The organism is Cronobacter turicensis, assembly GCF_041222865.1.
In the GTDB taxonomy this organism is placed as follows: domain Bacteria; phylum Pseudomonadota; class Gammaproteobacteria; order Enterobacterales; family Enterobacteriaceae; genus Cronobacter; species Cronobacter turicensis.
The window spans coordinates 3,876,986-3,890,996 of sequence record NZ_CP165997.1 but is presented as its reverse complement, the minus strand read 5'-3'; the positions used below and the strand labels follow the sequence as shown (position 1 = coordinate 3,890,996).

The window sequence follows — 14,011 nt, the reverse complement described above, 5'->3', positions numbered from 1 at the left end:
GCAATACGGACGAAACAATGAAACAAAACGATTCGGCGCAGAATTCTCAGGGCCAGCTCTATATCGTCCCGACGCCTATCGGCAATCTCGGCGACATCACGCAACGCGCCCTGACAGTATTGCAGTCCGTCGATCTTATCGCCGCTGAGGATACCCGTCATACTGGTCTGTTGCTGCAACATTTTGCTATCAGCGCCCGGCTTTTTGCGCTGCACGACCATAACGAACAGCAAAAAGCGGAAACCCTGATAGCCAAACTGCGCGAGGGGCAAAATATCGCGCTGGTGTCCGACGCCGGTACGCCGCTGATTAACGACCCGGGTTACCATCTGGTGCGCGCCTGCCGCGAAGCCGGGCTGCGCGTGGTGCCGCTGCCGGGGCCGTGCGCCGCTATCGCTGCGCTTTCCGCCGCGGGCTTGCCCTCTGACCGCTTCTGCTATGAAGGCTTTTTACCGGCGAAATCCAAAGGCCGTCGCGACACGCTGAAGGCGCTGGAGCAGGAGCCGCGCACGCTGATTTTTTATGAGTCCACCCATCGTCTGCTGGAAAGCCTGGAAGATATGGTCGCCGTCTGGGGCGAGTCCCGTTACGTGGTGCTGGCGCGCGAACTGACCAAAACCTGGGAAACCATTAACGGCGCGCCGGTGGGCGAGCTGCTCGCCTGGGTGAAAGAGGATGAAAACCGCCGCAAGGGCGAGATGGTGCTCATCGTCGAGGGGCATAAAGCGCAGGAAGACGCGCTGCCGCCTGACGCGCTGCGTACGCTCGCGCTGCTGCAGGCCGAGCTACCGCTCAAAAAAGCTGCGGCGCTGGCGGCGGAAATCCACGGCGTGAAGAAGAACGCGCTCTACAAGTACGCGCTGGAGCAGCAGGCATAAACCTGCTTTGCGCCCGTTCGCCGTCGCGACTGTCAGCGCGACGGCCATAAACGCCCTGAATCACACGATTTTCAGTTCAACGCCCGTTTTCTTAAGCGACGTTTTGTCTTTGTCGCTGATGCCTTCGTCAGTGATGACACAGTCTATCTCGGCCATCGGCAACACCTGGTTAAATCCGCGACGGTTAAATTTGGTCGCGTCCAGGACGGCGATAACCTTATGGGCCGCCGCCGCCATCGCGCCGCTGACAGAATAGCCTTCGTTAAAGGTGGTGATGCCGTTAGTGGCGTCAATGCCATCAGCGCCGACAAACATCAGGTCGGCGCTGATGCCCTGCAGTGAGTGCTCCGCAATCGTGCCATGCATGGAGAGCGTTTTATGCCGCACCGTGCCGCCGCAAACCACCAGCGTAATATCTTTATTATTCGCGAGCGCGCAGGCAGCGGGCAGGCTGTTAGTGATGACCGTAATATTCGCCATCCTGGCCAGCTCGTGCGCAATGAGCAGGGTCGTGCTGCCGCTATCGAGAATGAGCGTCATCCCTTCGTTGATCATCGCAGCGGCGGCCTGCGCGATGCGTTTTTTAGGATCGCTCGCCAGCTGGTAGCGTTCTTCCAGCTTCACCTCCTGATTATCGCTTTCCGCAAGGTTGCTGCCGGGCTTCCCGGCGCCGCCGTGAAAGCGCGTCACCAGACCTTTTTCTTCCAGAAAGCGCAGGTCGGCGCGGATGGTGACCTCAGAAATGTCAAAAGCGTTCGAAAGATCCAGTACCATCACGCTACCTTGCGTATTAACCAGATCGAGAATTTTGTTCCTTCGCTCAAAAGAGTTCATATCGGTTTGCCTGATAATTGACTCCCGTCAGTGTAAACGAAGCAATGTGAAAGATGAACGCCGTATTTCGAAAGCAAATGTGAGCCAGCTCAGGTTGCTGGCTCATTGTGTCAGGCGAAGCGCAGCAGAATTTTGCCCTGCATCGGTGCGCCGTTGAGCGCCTGGACGGCGCTGACGAAGCTTTCCGCATCCCCCTGATGCGCAATCAGCGGACTGAGCGACAGCCGCTTTTCGGCAAGCAGTCGCGCGGCGGTTCGCCACTCTTCACCCGGCCAGGGCGCCGAATAGTTCATCCAGCTGCCGACCAGCGTCAGTTCATTACGTAAAATTTTGCCAAAAACCGTGGCGCAGAGCGTAAGGTCGTGATGGAGCGTCCCCACCAGCGCGACCTGCGCGCGCGGCCCGGCGATGTCGATGGCCAGTGATACCGTCTGCGGCGTGCCCGCGGTTTCCAGCACCAGTTGATCGAAGCGCTGCGTCTCCAGCGCGGCGGAAATGGCCTGTGCGGACATTTCCCGACTGTTCAGCACGCGATCGGCGCCGAGCGCGAGCGCCAGCCGGAGCTTTTCGGGATTAATATCAATGGCCGTCACGCTATTCGCGCCCAGCGCCTGCGCGCACTGCATCGCCAGCAGACCGATAGTGCCGGCGCCGACGATCACGACGTTTTTGCCTTCACACCCCTGGGCCTGGTGAAAAGCATGTAGCCCGACGGTAACAGGTTCGAGAAACGCGCCATCTTCAACCGACATCTCTGGCGGCAATCGAAAGAGGCTGGCGCGTCTGACCACAATATACTCGGCGTGGCCACCTTCGCTGCGGGAGCCGACAAACTGGTAGTGTCGGCATAGGGAAAAGTAACCGCGCGCGCATTCTTCACAGACAAAACAGGGCTGTAGCGGCACGCAGGCCACCGCATCGCCGGGCGAAAGATCGCTTACCGCGCTGCCGCAGCGCTCTACATAGCCGCTAAACTCATGGCCCAGCGTAATGGGATAGTAGTGCGCGCCGCCGGCGAAAATGCGGGGGATATCGGAGCCGCATAAACCCGAACAAACGACTTTCACCAGGACGTCGTCGTCCGCATTGATAGTGGGCATAGGGCGTTCTTCAACGCGTACGCTGCCCTCAGCATGAATTACCACTGATTTCATTGTTCCTCCAGAAATTGCAGGGGGAGCGGCGCTCCCCCGTGGTCATGAAACGCTCGGGCCTGCCTCGCTGACGGCGGCTTTTTCCACCGCGACGAACGCCCGCGCCCGACGCCACGTAAGCAGCACGCCGGTAAGATAAATGACGCCAATAACGACAAACCCCGTCACGTTCTGCCAGGTGCAGAGCTGGATCAGCAGCCAGGTCACCGGCGAGCCGCCCTGATCCATCGAGGCCACCAGCCCACCCGCTTTAAGCGCGCCCGCATTGGCGGCAAGTTGGGTATGCAGGCCGATAGTCTGTGTCGCTATCCAGAGCGTCATGCTCATGATGATGACGCCGGAGATTAGGGTGCGGAAAAGGTTCCCCTGGTGCACCGCGACCGCCATTGCCACAAAGAATCCGATGGTGGCCAGATCGCCAAATGGCAGCACCTGATTGCCCGGCACGACAACCGCAATCAGAATGGTTAAAGGAATAAAAATCAGACTGGCGGAAACCACCGAGGTGTGGCCCAGTAGCAGGGCCGGATCGAGACCAATCAGGAACTCCTGGCTGCCGAATTTCGCCTGCAGGCGCTTACGCGCCTGCTTCGCGATAGGCGTCAGGCCATCCATAATCGGTTTAATGACGCGCGGCATCAGGAGCATCACCGCCGCAGTTTTTACCGCCAGTTGCAGTACGCCTTTGACGTCATAACCTGCCAGCAGACCGATGACGAGCCCCATGACAAAGCCCACGGTGACCGGCTCGCCAAAAGGGCCGAACCGCTTCTGCACATCGTCGGCGCTAAAATGGATGCGATTAAGCCCCGGAATTTTATCAATAAGGGTATCTACCAGTACCGCGATGGGGCCGAGATAGGCGGACGTGCCGTGAGGGATGGCCATGCCTTCCAGACCAAAATAGTCGCGGGTATCTTTGGCAAACCAGTCGCCAAGCTTGTAGACAAAAGCGGCATGCGCCGCCACGCCCACAATGCCAATCCAGTAAGAGCCCGTGGCGAGATGCAACATGGCGCCGGTAAACGTCATATGCCAGATATTCCAGATATCGACATTCACTACGCGCGTCATGCGGGTCAACAGCATGGCGATGTTGACGAGAATCGCGATGGGGATCGCCACCAGCGCGATTTGCGACGCCCACGTCATGGGTGAAGATCCCGGCCAGCCCACGTCCACCACATGAAGGTTTATTTCGAAATGCTCCGCCATCGCCTTCGCCGCCGGGCCAATCGAATCCAGCATCAGGCCGATGACGAGCCCGATACCTACAAACCCGATGCCAATATGCAGGCCAGACCGGAAGCATTCGCCCGCTTTCATGCCGAGCAGCTTTGAGAAGATGATAATGACCACCGGCAGCATGACCGTGGGGCCGAGGTCGAGGATGTAACGCATGATTTCGCTAAACATGGCGTCACCCCATCAGGATCGTCAGGATTTTTTGCTGGAGCGCCTCAATGCCGACGCCAGAGACGAAGGGCATGCCGTGCACCACCGGAATATCACCAAATGTGCGTTCGACTTTTGCCGTGGTGCAGATAAGATCGGCGCCATCCATATAGGTTTCAATCTCGTTCACCCTGCACTGCACCAGATCCACTTCAATATGGTGCGCTTCGCACAGCTCTTTGATCTCTTCTGCCGCCATGGTCGATGTGGCGACCGCGCCGCCGCAGGCCACGATGATTTTTCGTTTCATAGGGTACTCCTTTTATTATCAGTAGATTATGAAGCCCGGGCGCAGGGTTCAGGCGCAAGGATGGTCTGCTCAAACCGCGTGGCCAGCTCCGCGTCGGGCGCCTGCAGCAGCGCGTCCAGCACCTCAGGGTCTTGCAACTTGCCGAATAAACGGCGCAGCAGCGTCAGCTGCGCCGCCGGGTTGTCGACTATCAGCGCGATGATGAGAGAGACGGCTACCTCGCCGTCATCGTCGGCGCGCTGGAACCACACCGGGGAATCCGGGCGGATCAGGTAAATGGCTGGCGACACGGCATGTCTCGCCTCGCAGTGCGGGATAGCGACCGCATGCCGCTCAAGCGCAATGCCCGTTGGGAAGGCCGCCTCCCGCTCCAGCAGCGCAGCGGGGTAAGTGTCGCGCACTACCCCTTTGGCCAGCATGGTTTCGCCAATGTGCGCCAGCGCATGCTGACAGCCGGAAAAGGCGATGCCGGTACGTACGAATAATTGGCTCATGGGTTCCTCTTTGTTAGTCGGCGTCAGGGGAGCAGCCGTAACGGTAGGCGCGCAGCACGTCCTGGATTTTGTCGATAATCAGGTCGTACGGCGTGGCTTTCAGCGTCCCGTCGTTCACGCTCTCAAACTGCCCCGGCAGAAACTGGCTGATAAGGCCGGGCGGGAGCGATATCTCTTCCAGATTGGCGATAAGCTTGCCCACGCTCTGGCTGATGCGCGGGTGCGGCCAGTAGTAGCGGATGCGATCGGAGAGGCTGAAGTGAATATCGACCATCGCCTGGCTCCAGGTGGGGCGGTAATACTTTTTCCAGTACGCCGGCTCGTTCAGCATCACTTCATCAATGACGTCCCGCACATGGCTGCGGCGCTCCGGCGGGATCAACGCCTCTTCCATCCAGGCCAGCCCAAAGAGGGCTTCGCGCAGCGCGAAGGTCAGCGCAGGCCCCACTTTCAGAATGGCGAAATGGTCATGGACCAGCGCCCGATACGCCTGGCGTGACTGGTAATCCGTTGAGTGGGCCTCGTACACCAGCGGCGTCTGGTTAATCCACGCGGAAAGCGCCTGCGCGGGCTGCGGCTGATAGTGAATGATCTGGGTATGATCGAACTCCACGCCGGGCTGCACCACCATCGCGATAACGCGTTCAAATGCCTCCTCCAGCCCCAGCCGGTAAAACGCCTCGCGGTGGGTTTCAAGCGTCAGCGAGGCATCCTCCACGCGCGTGACGTGTACGCTGCCGATCGTCGTGGCCTCGCCACCCGGCACGGGCACTTCCGTCCCGATGACATAGGTCAGCCGTTGCCGTTGCTCTGCGGTGGCGGCGCGCTCCGCCGCCTCGCAAAGCCGGGCTGCCCGCTCGGCCACCGTATGCGGTGCAAGCGGCACGGGATCGCCTTCGCAGGACATCGAGGCATCAAGATGAATTTTGCTAAAACCCGCCGCCACATACGCGGCGACCAGCACGACGGCTTTTTCGATTGCCGCTTCCGCGCTTTCGTTTTGCCAGCAGTTGGGGCCAAGGTGATCGCCGCCCAGAATAATGCGCTGGTGGGGGAAGCCGATCCGGTCTGCTATCTGCCAGACGAAATCGCGAAACTGATGGGGCTGCATACCGGTGTAGCCGCCAGACTGATTGACCTGGTTTGAGGTGGCTTCAATCAACACCTTTCTGTCGGTGTGAAGATCGAAACGCAGCGCCGCTTCTATTACCAGCGGGTGGGCGGAGCAGACGGAGCATATTCCAATAGGTTCTCCGGCTTTGTGTCGGGCTATCAAATCCTGCATATTCCCTCCATTTCATTTAATTTCATAAACTGTTTTTTGACTGACAAAGGGCGTATTTCGCTTTCGCGAGCGGCCTCGTAAAATTTTCGAAAATTGTCAGAAAGCGCTTAAGGCAGGAGGGAATGGGTAGCCCTGAACCGCCTGCGCGCTGTCTCAAAGCTTGCCTTCGCAGCCGCAACGATGAATGACCTGACGCACGACCTCTTTCATGGCGGCTTTCGCGGGCTGCATATAATGGCGGGGATCGCAGGCGTCGGGATGGTCGTGAAAATAGCGTTTAAGCCCGGTGGAAAAGGCCACTTTTAGCTCGGTTGCAACGTTAACTTTGCAAATGCCAAGAGAGATGGCTTTCTGTATATCGGCAGCGGATAACCCGGAGGCGCCATGCAGCACCAGCGGAACCTCAACCGCTGCCCGAATGGCGGCGAGTCTTGCAAAATCGAGCCTCGGCTCGGCGTGATAAAAACCGTGCGCGGTGCCTATCGCGACGGCAAGGGCGTCGATACCGGTCTGCTCAACGAAATCGCGGGCCTGCGCCGGGTCGGTGTACAGCGCGTCATTATCCCCGACGACCCTGTCGTCTTCCTGGCCGCCGAGCCGCCCCAGCTCTGCTTCAACGCTGGCATCATAGCGATGACAAAACGCTGTCACGCTTTTAACCAGCGCCACGTTTTCCTCAAAGGGGAGATGCGAGCCGTCAATCATGGCGGAGCGTGCGCCCGCCATGATTTTATTCTGGATATCCTGCAGCGTTTCATGGTGGTCGAGGTGAACCGCCAGCGGATGGTTATAGTGGCGCGCCATTTCGGCCGCGAGCGCGAGCAGATTGTCCGTTCCGGCACTGGCGAAGGTGCCCGGCGTACCTGCGACAATCAGCGGCGCGCGCATGTCGCTGGCCGTTTCTACCACCACTTGCAGCGTTTCAAGGTTATGAATATTAAAAGCCGGCACCGCATAGCCTTCGCGTTGCGCTTTAAGGAGCGAGTTCTTACTGGAAATAATAAACATTAATTACTCCTTTCTTTCGGAATGTTTTGATTGAAAGGAATGTATATATTATCGAAAGTTTCGGTTGTGATTTCGATCGCAAAAGGGATATTTCGAAGGGTATCGAAAGCGTTCGAAGGAAAAGTTGCGAGAGACGTTCTAAGAATGCGTGCTATGCGTGACAGAAGAGCATAAACCCTCTATACTCCGCGCCGAAGCTGACCAGACAGTCGCCGCTTCGTCGTCGTCCTTTCGGGGAGACGGGCGGAGGGGAGGAAAGTCCGGGCTCCATAGGGCAGGGTGCCAGGTAACGCCTGGGAGGCGCAAGCCTACGACCAGTGCAACAGAGAGCAAACCGCCGATGGCCCACGCAAGTGGGATCAGGTAAGGGTGAAAGGGTGCGGTAAGAGCGCACCGCGCGGCTGGCAACAGTTCGCGGCACGGTAAACTCCACCCGGAGCAAGGCCAAATAGGGGTTCATAAGGTACGGCCCGTACTGAACCCGGGTAGGCTGCTTGAGCCAGTGAGCGATTGCTGGCCTAGATGAATGACTGTCCACGACAGAACCCGGCTTACCGGTCAGCTTCACACTTTAGAAAACCCCGCTTCGGCGGGGTTTTTGCTTTTGGGGCGGGGCAAAGATGAATGACTGTCCACGACGCTTTCTATGACAAGCACGCGGCTTACCGGTCAGCTTCACACTTTAAAAAAACCGCTTCGGCGGGGTTTTTGCTTTTGGAGGGCAGGCGAATATGAATGACTGCCCACAAGGCGTTCTGTGAAAATAGTGCGGCTTAACGTTTGGTATCAGCAGGGAGGGTGAAAAGGTAAACGTGGAAAGGGAATATCAGGCTCAGAGACAGGCGAGCCATCTGGCCCGCCCGGAGAGCGTACGTCAGGCGGCTTCTTCCTCGGCCAGGCGTACTTCGGCTTCAGCGATAATGGCTTCCAGCTCGCTGAGCATGCAATCGTAGGTAAAATCTGGTTGCGCTCCGGCGCGTGTGTGCGCTTCCTGCGGGGCGGGTGTTACAGTCAACTTCGTGACTTTCTTTTGCTGTGTGATAGTACTCATTTTATGACTCCTGATGCAGCGATCTGCATCTTCTGTTACACCGGCAAATCTACCAGTAAAGCGCGCAGCGGCGAATCCGCAATAAGGGTTATGTTAGCCTCATCACGAATAAAGGCGCCGTCTCCGCAGGTTAATGCTTCTTTGTCTTCCGTTTCGGTCTTCACATGGACCGTACCGTGGATCGACTGTAAATAGGCGCGCGGCCCGTTCAGGGGCATACTCACTGATTCCCCTTCATTCAGCGCGATGTGCCACAGCCACACCTGCTGGCGCAGTTGCAGGCTGCCTTCCGCACCGTCTGGCGAGGCGAGAAGCTGGCGCGCCTGCGGGCCGACCGCGATTTTCTGCACCGTCCGGTTTTCGCGCTCCGGGCAGGCGTCGAGCCAGAGCTGCATCCGCGTCAGCGAATGGTCTTTACTCAGGTTAAGTTCGCTGTAGCTCACGCCCGGTTGGGTGGAGAGCAGCAGCGCCTCGCCCGCTTTCGCGCGCAGGTGGTTGCCTTCGCTGTCGCGGTATTCCGCTTCGCCGTCGAGGATCAGGTTGAGGATATCGACTTTCGGGTAGGTGCGCGGCTGGAACGCGGCGCCGGGCGCCAGCACTTCCTGGTTCAGTACGCGCAGTGAGGCGTAGCCCAGCAGTTTCGGATCGAAGTAGTGGCCAAAGGAAAAGGTATAGCGAGCCTGCAGCCATCCATAGTCAGCTTGCCCACACTGTTTGGCTGTTCTCGTAATAATCATAATTTTACCTCTCTTGACAGGCTTTTATGTTAAGGGTGTGGACGCTGCATTGTTAGCCAGTTAATCTGCTGGGTATATTCAAATTTCCTGAATGAGAACCTGATGGCTAAAGAAAGGGCATTGACGCTTGAGGCGCTGCGCGTGATGGACGCTATCGACCGGCGCGGCAGTTTCGCCGCCGCGGCCGACGAGCTGGGGCGCGTGCCGTCGGCGCTGAGCTACACCATGCAGAAGCTGGAAGAGGAGCTGGACGTGGTGCTGTTTGACCGCTCCGGGCACCGCACCAAGTTCACGAACGTCGGGCGTATGCTGCTGGAGCGCGGGCGTGTGTTGCTTGAGGCGGCCGATAAGCTCACCACGGATGCCGAAGCGCTGGCGCGCGGCTGGGAAACCCATCTGACTATCGTCGCCGAGGCGCTGGTGCCCACGCCGTGTTTGTTCCCGCTGGTGGATAAACTCGCCGCCAAAGCCAACACTCAACTCTCTTTCATTACCGAAGTGCTGGCAGGCGCGTGGGAGCGGCTGGAGCAGGGGCGCGCCGATATTGTCATCGCGCCGGACATGCACTTTCGCTCGTCATCGGAAATTAACTCCCGCAAGCTATATACGCTGATGAATGTCTATGTGGCCGCGCCGGATCACCCGATCCACGACGAGCCGGAGCCGCTGTCAGAGGTAACGCGCGTGAAGTATCGCGGCGTGGCGGTGGCGGATACCGCGCGCGAACGCCCGGTATTAACGGTGCAATTACTCGATAAACAGCCGAGGCTGACGGTGACGTCCATCGAAGATAAGCGCCAGGCGCTGCTCGCCGGGCTTGGCGTGGCGACGATGCCGTACCCGCTGGTGGAAAAGGACATCGCCGAAGGGCGGCTGCGCGTCGTCAGCCCGGAGTCCACCAGCGAAGTGGACATTATCATGGCCTGGCGGCGCGATAGCATGGGCGAGGCGAAAGCCTGGTGCCTGCGCGAAATCCCCAAACTCTTTAACGTGAAGCGTTAATCCGCCGGATGACGCCATTGCAGCGTGGCCGGAAGGTAGCGCTGCAGCGGCGTCGGTTCCTTGTCATCCACCAGTTGGGTGATCATCTCAAAGCAGTCCAGCGCCAGCTGACGGCAATCCTGCTGCACGGTGTCGATGCGTACCGACAGCGAATCATAGAGATAGTGATCGTCAAAGCTCGCCAGGTGGATATCGCTTTCCAGCAGACGATGCTGGCTCATGTAGCGCAGCACCCCTTCCAGCAGGCCGCAGGCGGCGGTAAACAACGCCTTTGGCGGGCGTCCCAGACGGGCGCACAGGGCGGCGAACATCTCATAGCCGCTGCTCGGATGATAATTGCCGTGAATAATCCACTCCGGGCGTAGCTCAACGCCTGCCCGCGCCAGCCCTTGCTTAAAGCCTTCCAGGCGGTCGCGGGTCGGCGACAGACGCGGCTGGCCGCCAAGAAAATAGAACTCATCCGGATGCTGCCGGGCGATGCGCTCCACCAGCTCGGCGGTTGGCGTAATGGAGTCGGTGATGACCAGCGGCAACTGGGTGTCATTCATATGACGGTCGAACAGCACTATCGGGAGCTGCTCGCTGAGCTTCACATAATCGCTGTCGCTCAACATGCTGGAAGCGACGATAAGCCCGTCGACCTGGCGCGACACCAGGTTATTGACCACCACGGTCTCCTGGCCCGGATTTTCATCGGTACAGGAGATAAGCAACTGGAGCCCCGCCTCGCGGCACAGGGTTTCCAGCTCGTAAGAAAACACCGCGAAACCGTAGTTGGTTATCTCCGGCACCACCAGGCCCAGCGTATGGCTACGGTTGTCGCGCAGCAGGCGGGCGTGGATGCTCGGCTGATAGTGGTGCTGCTGGGCGATAGCCAGAACGCGCTCGCGCGTCTCCTGCGCCACGCGCAGCTCTTTGCCTCGTCCATTGAGCACCAGGCTGGCGGTGGCTTTGGAAACCCCCGCCAGGGCGGCGATATCACTGATGGTAACGCGTTTGGTTTTTCGCACGGCTTCGGTTCGATGAGTGGTCAAACCCTCATTCTACCATGCAGGCGCGTAACGACCAGTAGCGTAGCCGGAGTTGCGCGTCGCCCTCAAAGCCAAGCTTCGCGCCGGCCGCCGGGAAATAGCGGCTGCTCATCACGCCTTCGCCGTCGTTAATGAAAATCTCGACGCTGGAGCGGTCGCACAAAATGTGCAGGCGGCGGGCGTCGCCCTGCCAGTAACGATGCATCCACTCGCTGCAGGCCAGGCTCCGGCGCGCCAGACGCAGACCGTCGCGCGTCCATTCCAGGCGCAGGGTATCGGCGAAATCGAGCGTCACCTCGCCCTGAGCCTCCAGCACCAGCTCCAGGCTTTCCGCCGCGAGCGAGGGGAGCGTGGCGGCCACGCCCTCCAGGCGCTGCTCCTCGCCGCGCAGGGCAGCGAGTTCGCGCGCCGGCTGCTGGCAGAGTTTGCCGTCGCGCAGCGTCAGTTCGCGCGGGCAGGTCATCTGGTGGATCCAGCCCTGCGCCACCGTCGGCTGCAACATCTCTTCGCCGTCCGGCACGCCCATCCAGCCGATGAGTAACCGGCGGCCATCGTCGGCCAGTGTGGTTTGCGGCGCGTAAAATTCAAAACCGGCGTCCAGCTCTACCAGCGGGCCGTGACGAAACTCCGGCTTGTCGTAGTCCAGATCGCCGCACAGGTACGCGCTCGGGTAGGTGTTGAGATAGCGTTTTTCTTCGCGCGTAACGCCCTGCGGGCAGCAGATCAGAATCGCTTTGCCGTCCAGCATGAAGAGATCCGGGCACTCCCACATATAACCCGCCTCGCCGAGCCCGCCGAGCGTGCTGCCAGCGATCTCGCCCAGGTTTTCCCAGTTCCACAGGTTGTCGGAGCGCAGCAGCAGGACTTTGCCCTGCAATGCCAGATCCTGCGCGCCCAGCACCATGTACCAGCGATCGCCGTGACGCCAGACTTTCGGGTCGCGCACGTGGCCGGTATAGCCGCCGGGCAGCGGCATCACCGGGCCGAGTTTGTCGAAACCGCCGTCGGCGTTCTGCACCGCCAGACACTGCCAGGCGGTGCGGGTGCCGTCGTCAAATTTCACGTTGCCGGTATAGCAGAGCGTCAGACGCCCGTTGTCATCCACCGCGCTGCCTGAATAACAGCCGCTGCGGTCATACTCTTCATCCGGCATCAGCGCCAGCGGCTCGTGTCGCCAGTGCGTCAGATCCGCCGAGCTCCAGTGTCCCCAGCACTTATGCTGGTGCTGGCAACCCAGCGCGTTCCACTGATAAAACAGGTGGTAACGCCCCTGAAAATGGATAAAACCGTTCGGATCGTTCATCAGGCCCGTGACCGGCGCCAGATGCCAGCGCGGGTAGTGGCGATCGCCAAGCGCGACCGGCAGGCCTTTCATCACGGCCTGTAAAATGGCAGGCAGCAGCGTGCGGATGGTCATTATTCAGCGTCCGTTTTGTATTTCCACAGGTAAGAGACCGCAAAGGCGATGCAGAAGGCGATGAGCATACCGATGGCATAGTTAAGCAGCGAGCTGGCCTGAACAATCGCCATGCCCGGAATACCGGTCAGACCGACCGCCGTCATGCCGACATGCGTCGAGACCACCCACGCGCCGCCCGCCGCGCCGCCGATAAGCCCGGAGATAAACGGTTTCACAAAGCGCAGGTTGACCCCGAAAATGGCCGCTTCGGTAATGCCGAGCAGCGCCGAAAACCCCGACGGCAGCGTAATCGCCTTCACTTTGGCGTCTTTGGTTTTGAACCACACCGCCAGACACGCGCCGCCCTGCGCCACGTTAGACATCGCCCAGATAGGCAGCAGGAAGTTAACGCCAATGGACGGGTTACCGAGCAGCCCCGCTTCAATCGCATGGAAGCTGTGATGCACGCCGGTAATCACAATCACCGAATAGAGCCCGCCGAACAGCAGCCCCGCGAGCCAGCCTGCGTGGGCAATCAGCGTGCTTAACACCAGCGAGATGCCGTCGCCGAGCGCGCGGCCCGCCGGGCCAATCACCAGCAGCGCCACGAAGCCGGAAATAATCACGGTAAAGAAGGGCGTCAGGATGAGATCCAGCGCGTCCGGGATAATCCGGCGCAGCTGTTTTTCAAGAATACTCATGAACCACACCGCCAGCAGGACCGGGAAAACGGTGCCCTGGTAGCCAATCATCGCGACCTCAATCCCGAAGAAGTTCATGGTGTGGAAGCCCGCCGCCACGCCCCAGGCGTTGGTGAGCGCCGGGTGCGTGAGAATGCCGCCAAGCGTCGCGCCCAGGTACGGGTTGCCGCCAAATTCCCGCGCGGCGGTAAAGCCAATCAGGATAGGCAGAATGATAAACGCCGCCGAGCTGCACATATCCAGCATGATATAGAGCGCGTTATCCGGGCTTACCCAGCCGTAGGTTTTCACCATGCCGAGCAGGCCCATCAGCAGGCCAGACGCCACAATCGCCGGAATAATCGGCACAAAGATGTTAGAGAGCAGACGGGCAATGCGCTGGAACGGGTTCAGTTTGCGGGCCGCCACGCTTGCGGCTTCCGATTTGCTCGATTCGCTGATCCCGGCGGCGGCGATAAACGCGGCATAGACTTTATTCACCACGCCGGTGCCGAAGATAATTTGCAGCTGGCCTGCGTTGCGAAAACAGCCTTTCACGCCTTCGACATTGCCGATGGCGGCGGTGTCGGCTTTGGCGTCATCCACCAGCACCAGCCGCAGGCGCGTGGCGCAGTGGGCGGCGCTGGCGATATTCTCTTTGCCGCCGAGCAGCGGCAGAAGCGAGCGGGCAATCTGTTCAAAGTCCATAACAACCTCAGTCTCGTGGTTTTTGTGTTGTCAGTAATACGCAGG

Annotated in this window: 14 protein-coding genes and 1 other RNA gene; 3 read left to right on the top strand and 12 right to left on the bottom strand. The window is 59.5% G+C overall.

The window, feature by feature from the left end; genetic code table 11:
* Positions 1 to 17: 17 nt before the first annotated feature.
* On the top strand, positions 18 to 878 hold the full coding sequence (gene rsmI / locus AB8W27_RS18560; RefSeq protein ID WP_041923119.1) for a 16S rRNA (cytidine(1402)-2'-O)-methyltransferase: 861 nt from the start codon (positions 18 to 20) through the stop codon (positions 876 to 878).
* A 60-nt stretch (positions 879 to 938) separates the two neighbouring features.
* Here the strand turns inward: rsmI and AB8W27_RS18555 are convergent, their stop codons facing one another.
* The 7 genes from AB8W27_RS18555 to AB8W27_RS18525 all read right to left on the bottom strand — a co-directional run bounded on the left by AB8W27_RS18555 (position 939) and on the right by AB8W27_RS18525 (position 7,358).
* Entirely contained in the window at positions 939 to 1,712 is a 774-nt protein-coding gene (locus AB8W27_RS18555; RefSeq protein ID WP_041923120.1) for a DeoR/GlpR family DNA-binding transcription regulator, read from the bottom strand.
* A gap of 110 nt (positions 1,713 to 1,822) precedes the next feature.
* On the bottom strand, positions 1,823 to 2,866 hold the full coding sequence (gene gatD, locus AB8W27_RS18550; RefSeq protein ID WP_041923121.1) for a galactitol-1-phosphate 5-dehydrogenase: 1,044 nt from the start codon (positions 2,864 to 2,866) through the stop codon (positions 1,823 to 1,825).
* 42 nt (positions 2,867 to 2,908) lie between these two features.
* Complete coding sequence (locus AB8W27_RS18545) at positions 2,909 to 4,282, bottom strand: galactitol-specific PTS transporter subunit IIC (protein ID WP_012815047.1); 1,374 nt, start codon at positions 4,280 to 4,282, stop codon at positions 2,909 to 2,911.
* Positions 4,283 to 4,286: 4 nt separating this feature from the next.
* The gene (gene gatB / locus AB8W27_RS18540; RefSeq protein ID WP_012815048.1) at positions 4,287 to 4,571 is read right to left on the bottom strand and encodes a PTS galactitol transporter subunit IIB; all 285 of its coding nucleotides are present in this window, start codon (positions 4,569 to 4,571) and stop codon (positions 4,287 to 4,289) included.
* Between the two features lie 26 nt (positions 4,572 to 4,597).
* The gene (gene gatA, locus AB8W27_RS18535) at positions 4,598 to 5,065 is read right to left on the bottom strand and encodes a PTS galactitol transporter subunit IIA (protein ID WP_012815049.1); all 468 of its coding nucleotides are present in this window, start codon (positions 5,063 to 5,065) and stop codon (positions 4,598 to 4,600) included.
* A gap of 13 nt (positions 5,066 to 5,078) precedes the next feature.
* The gene (gene gatZ, locus AB8W27_RS18530; protein WP_012815050.1) at positions 5,079 to 6,350 is read right to left on the bottom strand and encodes a tagatose-bisphosphate aldolase subunit GatZ; all 1,272 of its coding nucleotides are present in this window, start codon (positions 6,348 to 6,350) and stop codon (positions 5,079 to 5,081) included.
* Between the two features lie 153 nt (positions 6,351 to 6,503).
* Positions 6,504 to 7,358 carry a tagatose bisphosphate family class II aldolase gene (locus AB8W27_RS18525; RefSeq protein WP_012815051.1) on the bottom strand — a complete coding sequence of 285 codons (855 nt, stop codon included), beginning with the start codon at positions 7,356 to 7,358 and terminating at the stop codon, positions 6,504 to 6,506.
* Positions 7,359 to 7,551: 193 nt separating this feature from the next.
* On the opposite strand from AB8W27_RS18525, the gene rnpB reads away from it, so the two are divergent.
* Positions 7,552 to 7,928, top strand: an RNA gene (rnpB, locus tag AB8W27_RS18520) — RNase P RNA component class A.
* 304 nt (positions 7,929 to 8,232) lie between these two features.
* On the opposite strand, the gene AB8W27_RS18515 is transcribed toward rnpB, so the two are convergent.
* Both AB8W27_RS18515 and AB8W27_RS18510 read right to left on the bottom strand, forming a co-directional pair.
* A complete protein-coding gene (locus tag AB8W27_RS18515; protein ID WP_007766896.1) occupies positions 8,233 to 8,409 on the bottom strand; it encodes a hypothetical protein in 177 nt (58 codons plus the stop codon).
* A gap of 35 nt (positions 8,410 to 8,444) precedes the next feature.
* Positions 8,445 to 9,146, bottom strand: a complete 702-nt coding sequence (locus tag AB8W27_RS18510; RefSeq protein WP_007766898.1) for a pirin family protein — start codon at positions 9,144 to 9,146, stop codon at positions 8,445 to 8,447.
* Between the two features lie 102 nt (positions 9,147 to 9,248).
* Here AB8W27_RS18510 and yhaJ point away from each other — a divergent pair, with 102 nt between their 5' ends.
* Entirely contained in the window at positions 9,249 to 10,148 is a 900-nt protein-coding gene (yhaJ, locus tag AB8W27_RS18505; RefSeq protein ID WP_004385839.1) for a DNA-binding transcriptional regulator YhaJ, read from the top strand.
* On the opposite strand, the gene AB8W27_RS18500 is transcribed toward yhaJ, so the two are convergent.
* Genes AB8W27_RS18500 through AB8W27_RS18490 form a run of 3 tightly spaced genes read right to left on the bottom strand, consistent with a single transcriptional unit; the run spans position 10,145 to position 13,966 of the window.
* On the bottom strand, positions 10,145 to 11,158 hold the full coding sequence (locus tag AB8W27_RS18500; protein ID WP_041923122.1) for a substrate-binding domain-containing protein: 1,014 nt from the start codon (positions 11,156 to 11,158) through the stop codon (positions 10,145 to 10,147). The two genes, yhaJ and AB8W27_RS18500, sit on opposite strands and share 4 nt — an antisense overlap.
* A gap of 28 nt (positions 11,159 to 11,186) precedes the next feature.
* Complete coding sequence (locus AB8W27_RS18495; RefSeq protein ID WP_012815056.1) at positions 11,187 to 12,596, bottom strand: sucrose-6-phosphate hydrolase; 1,410 nt, start codon at positions 12,594 to 12,596, stop codon at positions 11,187 to 11,189.
* Complete coding sequence (locus tag AB8W27_RS18490; protein WP_007766923.1) at positions 12,596 to 13,966, bottom strand: sucrose-specific PTS transporter subunit IIBC; 1,371 nt, start codon at positions 13,964 to 13,966, stop codon at positions 12,596 to 12,598. Before AB8W27_RS18490 ends, AB8W27_RS18495 begins: the two co-directional genes overlap by 1 nt.
* Positions 13,967 to 14,011 lie beyond the last annotated feature (45 nt).

Excerpts from the sequence above, each read along its gene's own strand:
- rsmI (WP_041923119.1), top strand. The coding sequence starts at position 18 with ATGAAACAAAACGATTCGGCGCAGAATTCTCAGGGCCAGCTCTATATC.
- AB8W27_RS18555 (WP_041923120.1), bottom strand. The coding sequence starts at position 1,712 with ATGAACTCTTTTGAGCGAAGGAACAAAATTCTCGATCTGGTTAATACG.
- gatD (WP_041923121.1), bottom strand. The coding sequence starts at position 2,866 with ATGAAATCAGTGGTAATTCATGCTGAGGGCAGCGTACGCGTTGAAGAA.
- AB8W27_RS18545 (WP_012815047.1), bottom strand. The coding sequence starts at position 4,282 with ATGTTTAGCGAAATCATGCGTTACATCCTCGACCTCGGCCCCACGGTC.
- gatB (WP_012815048.1), bottom strand. The coding sequence starts at position 4,571 with ATGAAACGAAAAATCATCGTGGCCTGCGGCGGCGCGGTCGCCACATCG.
- gatA (WP_012815049.1), bottom strand. The coding sequence starts at position 5,065 with ATGAGCCAATTATTCGTACGTACCGGCATCGCCTTTTCCGGCTGTCAG.
- gatZ (WP_012815050.1), bottom strand. The coding sequence starts at position 6,350 with ATGCAGGATTTGATAGCCCGACACAAAGCCGGAGAACCTATTGGAATA.
- AB8W27_RS18525 (WP_012815051.1), bottom strand. The coding sequence starts at position 7,358 with ATGTTTATTATTTCCAGTAAGAACTCGCTCCTTAAAGCGCAACGCGAA.
- AB8W27_RS18515 (WP_007766896.1), bottom strand. The coding sequence starts at position 8,409 with ATGAGTACTATCACACAGCAAAAGAAAGTCACGAAGTTGACTGTAACA.
- AB8W27_RS18510 (WP_007766898.1), bottom strand. The coding sequence starts at position 9,146 with ATGATTATTACGAGAACAGCCAAACAGTGTGGGCAAGCTGACTATGGA.
- yhaJ (WP_004385839.1), top strand. The coding sequence starts at position 9,249 with ATGGCTAAAGAAAGGGCATTGACGCTTGAGGCGCTGCGCGTGATGGAC.
- AB8W27_RS18495 (WP_012815056.1), bottom strand. The coding sequence starts at position 12,596 with ATGACCATCCGCACGCTGCTGCCTGCCATTTTACAGGCCGTGATGAAA.
- AB8W27_RS18490 (WP_007766923.1), bottom strand. The coding sequence starts at position 13,966 with ATGGACTTTGAACAGATTGCCCGCTCGCTTCTGCCGCTGCTCGGCGGC.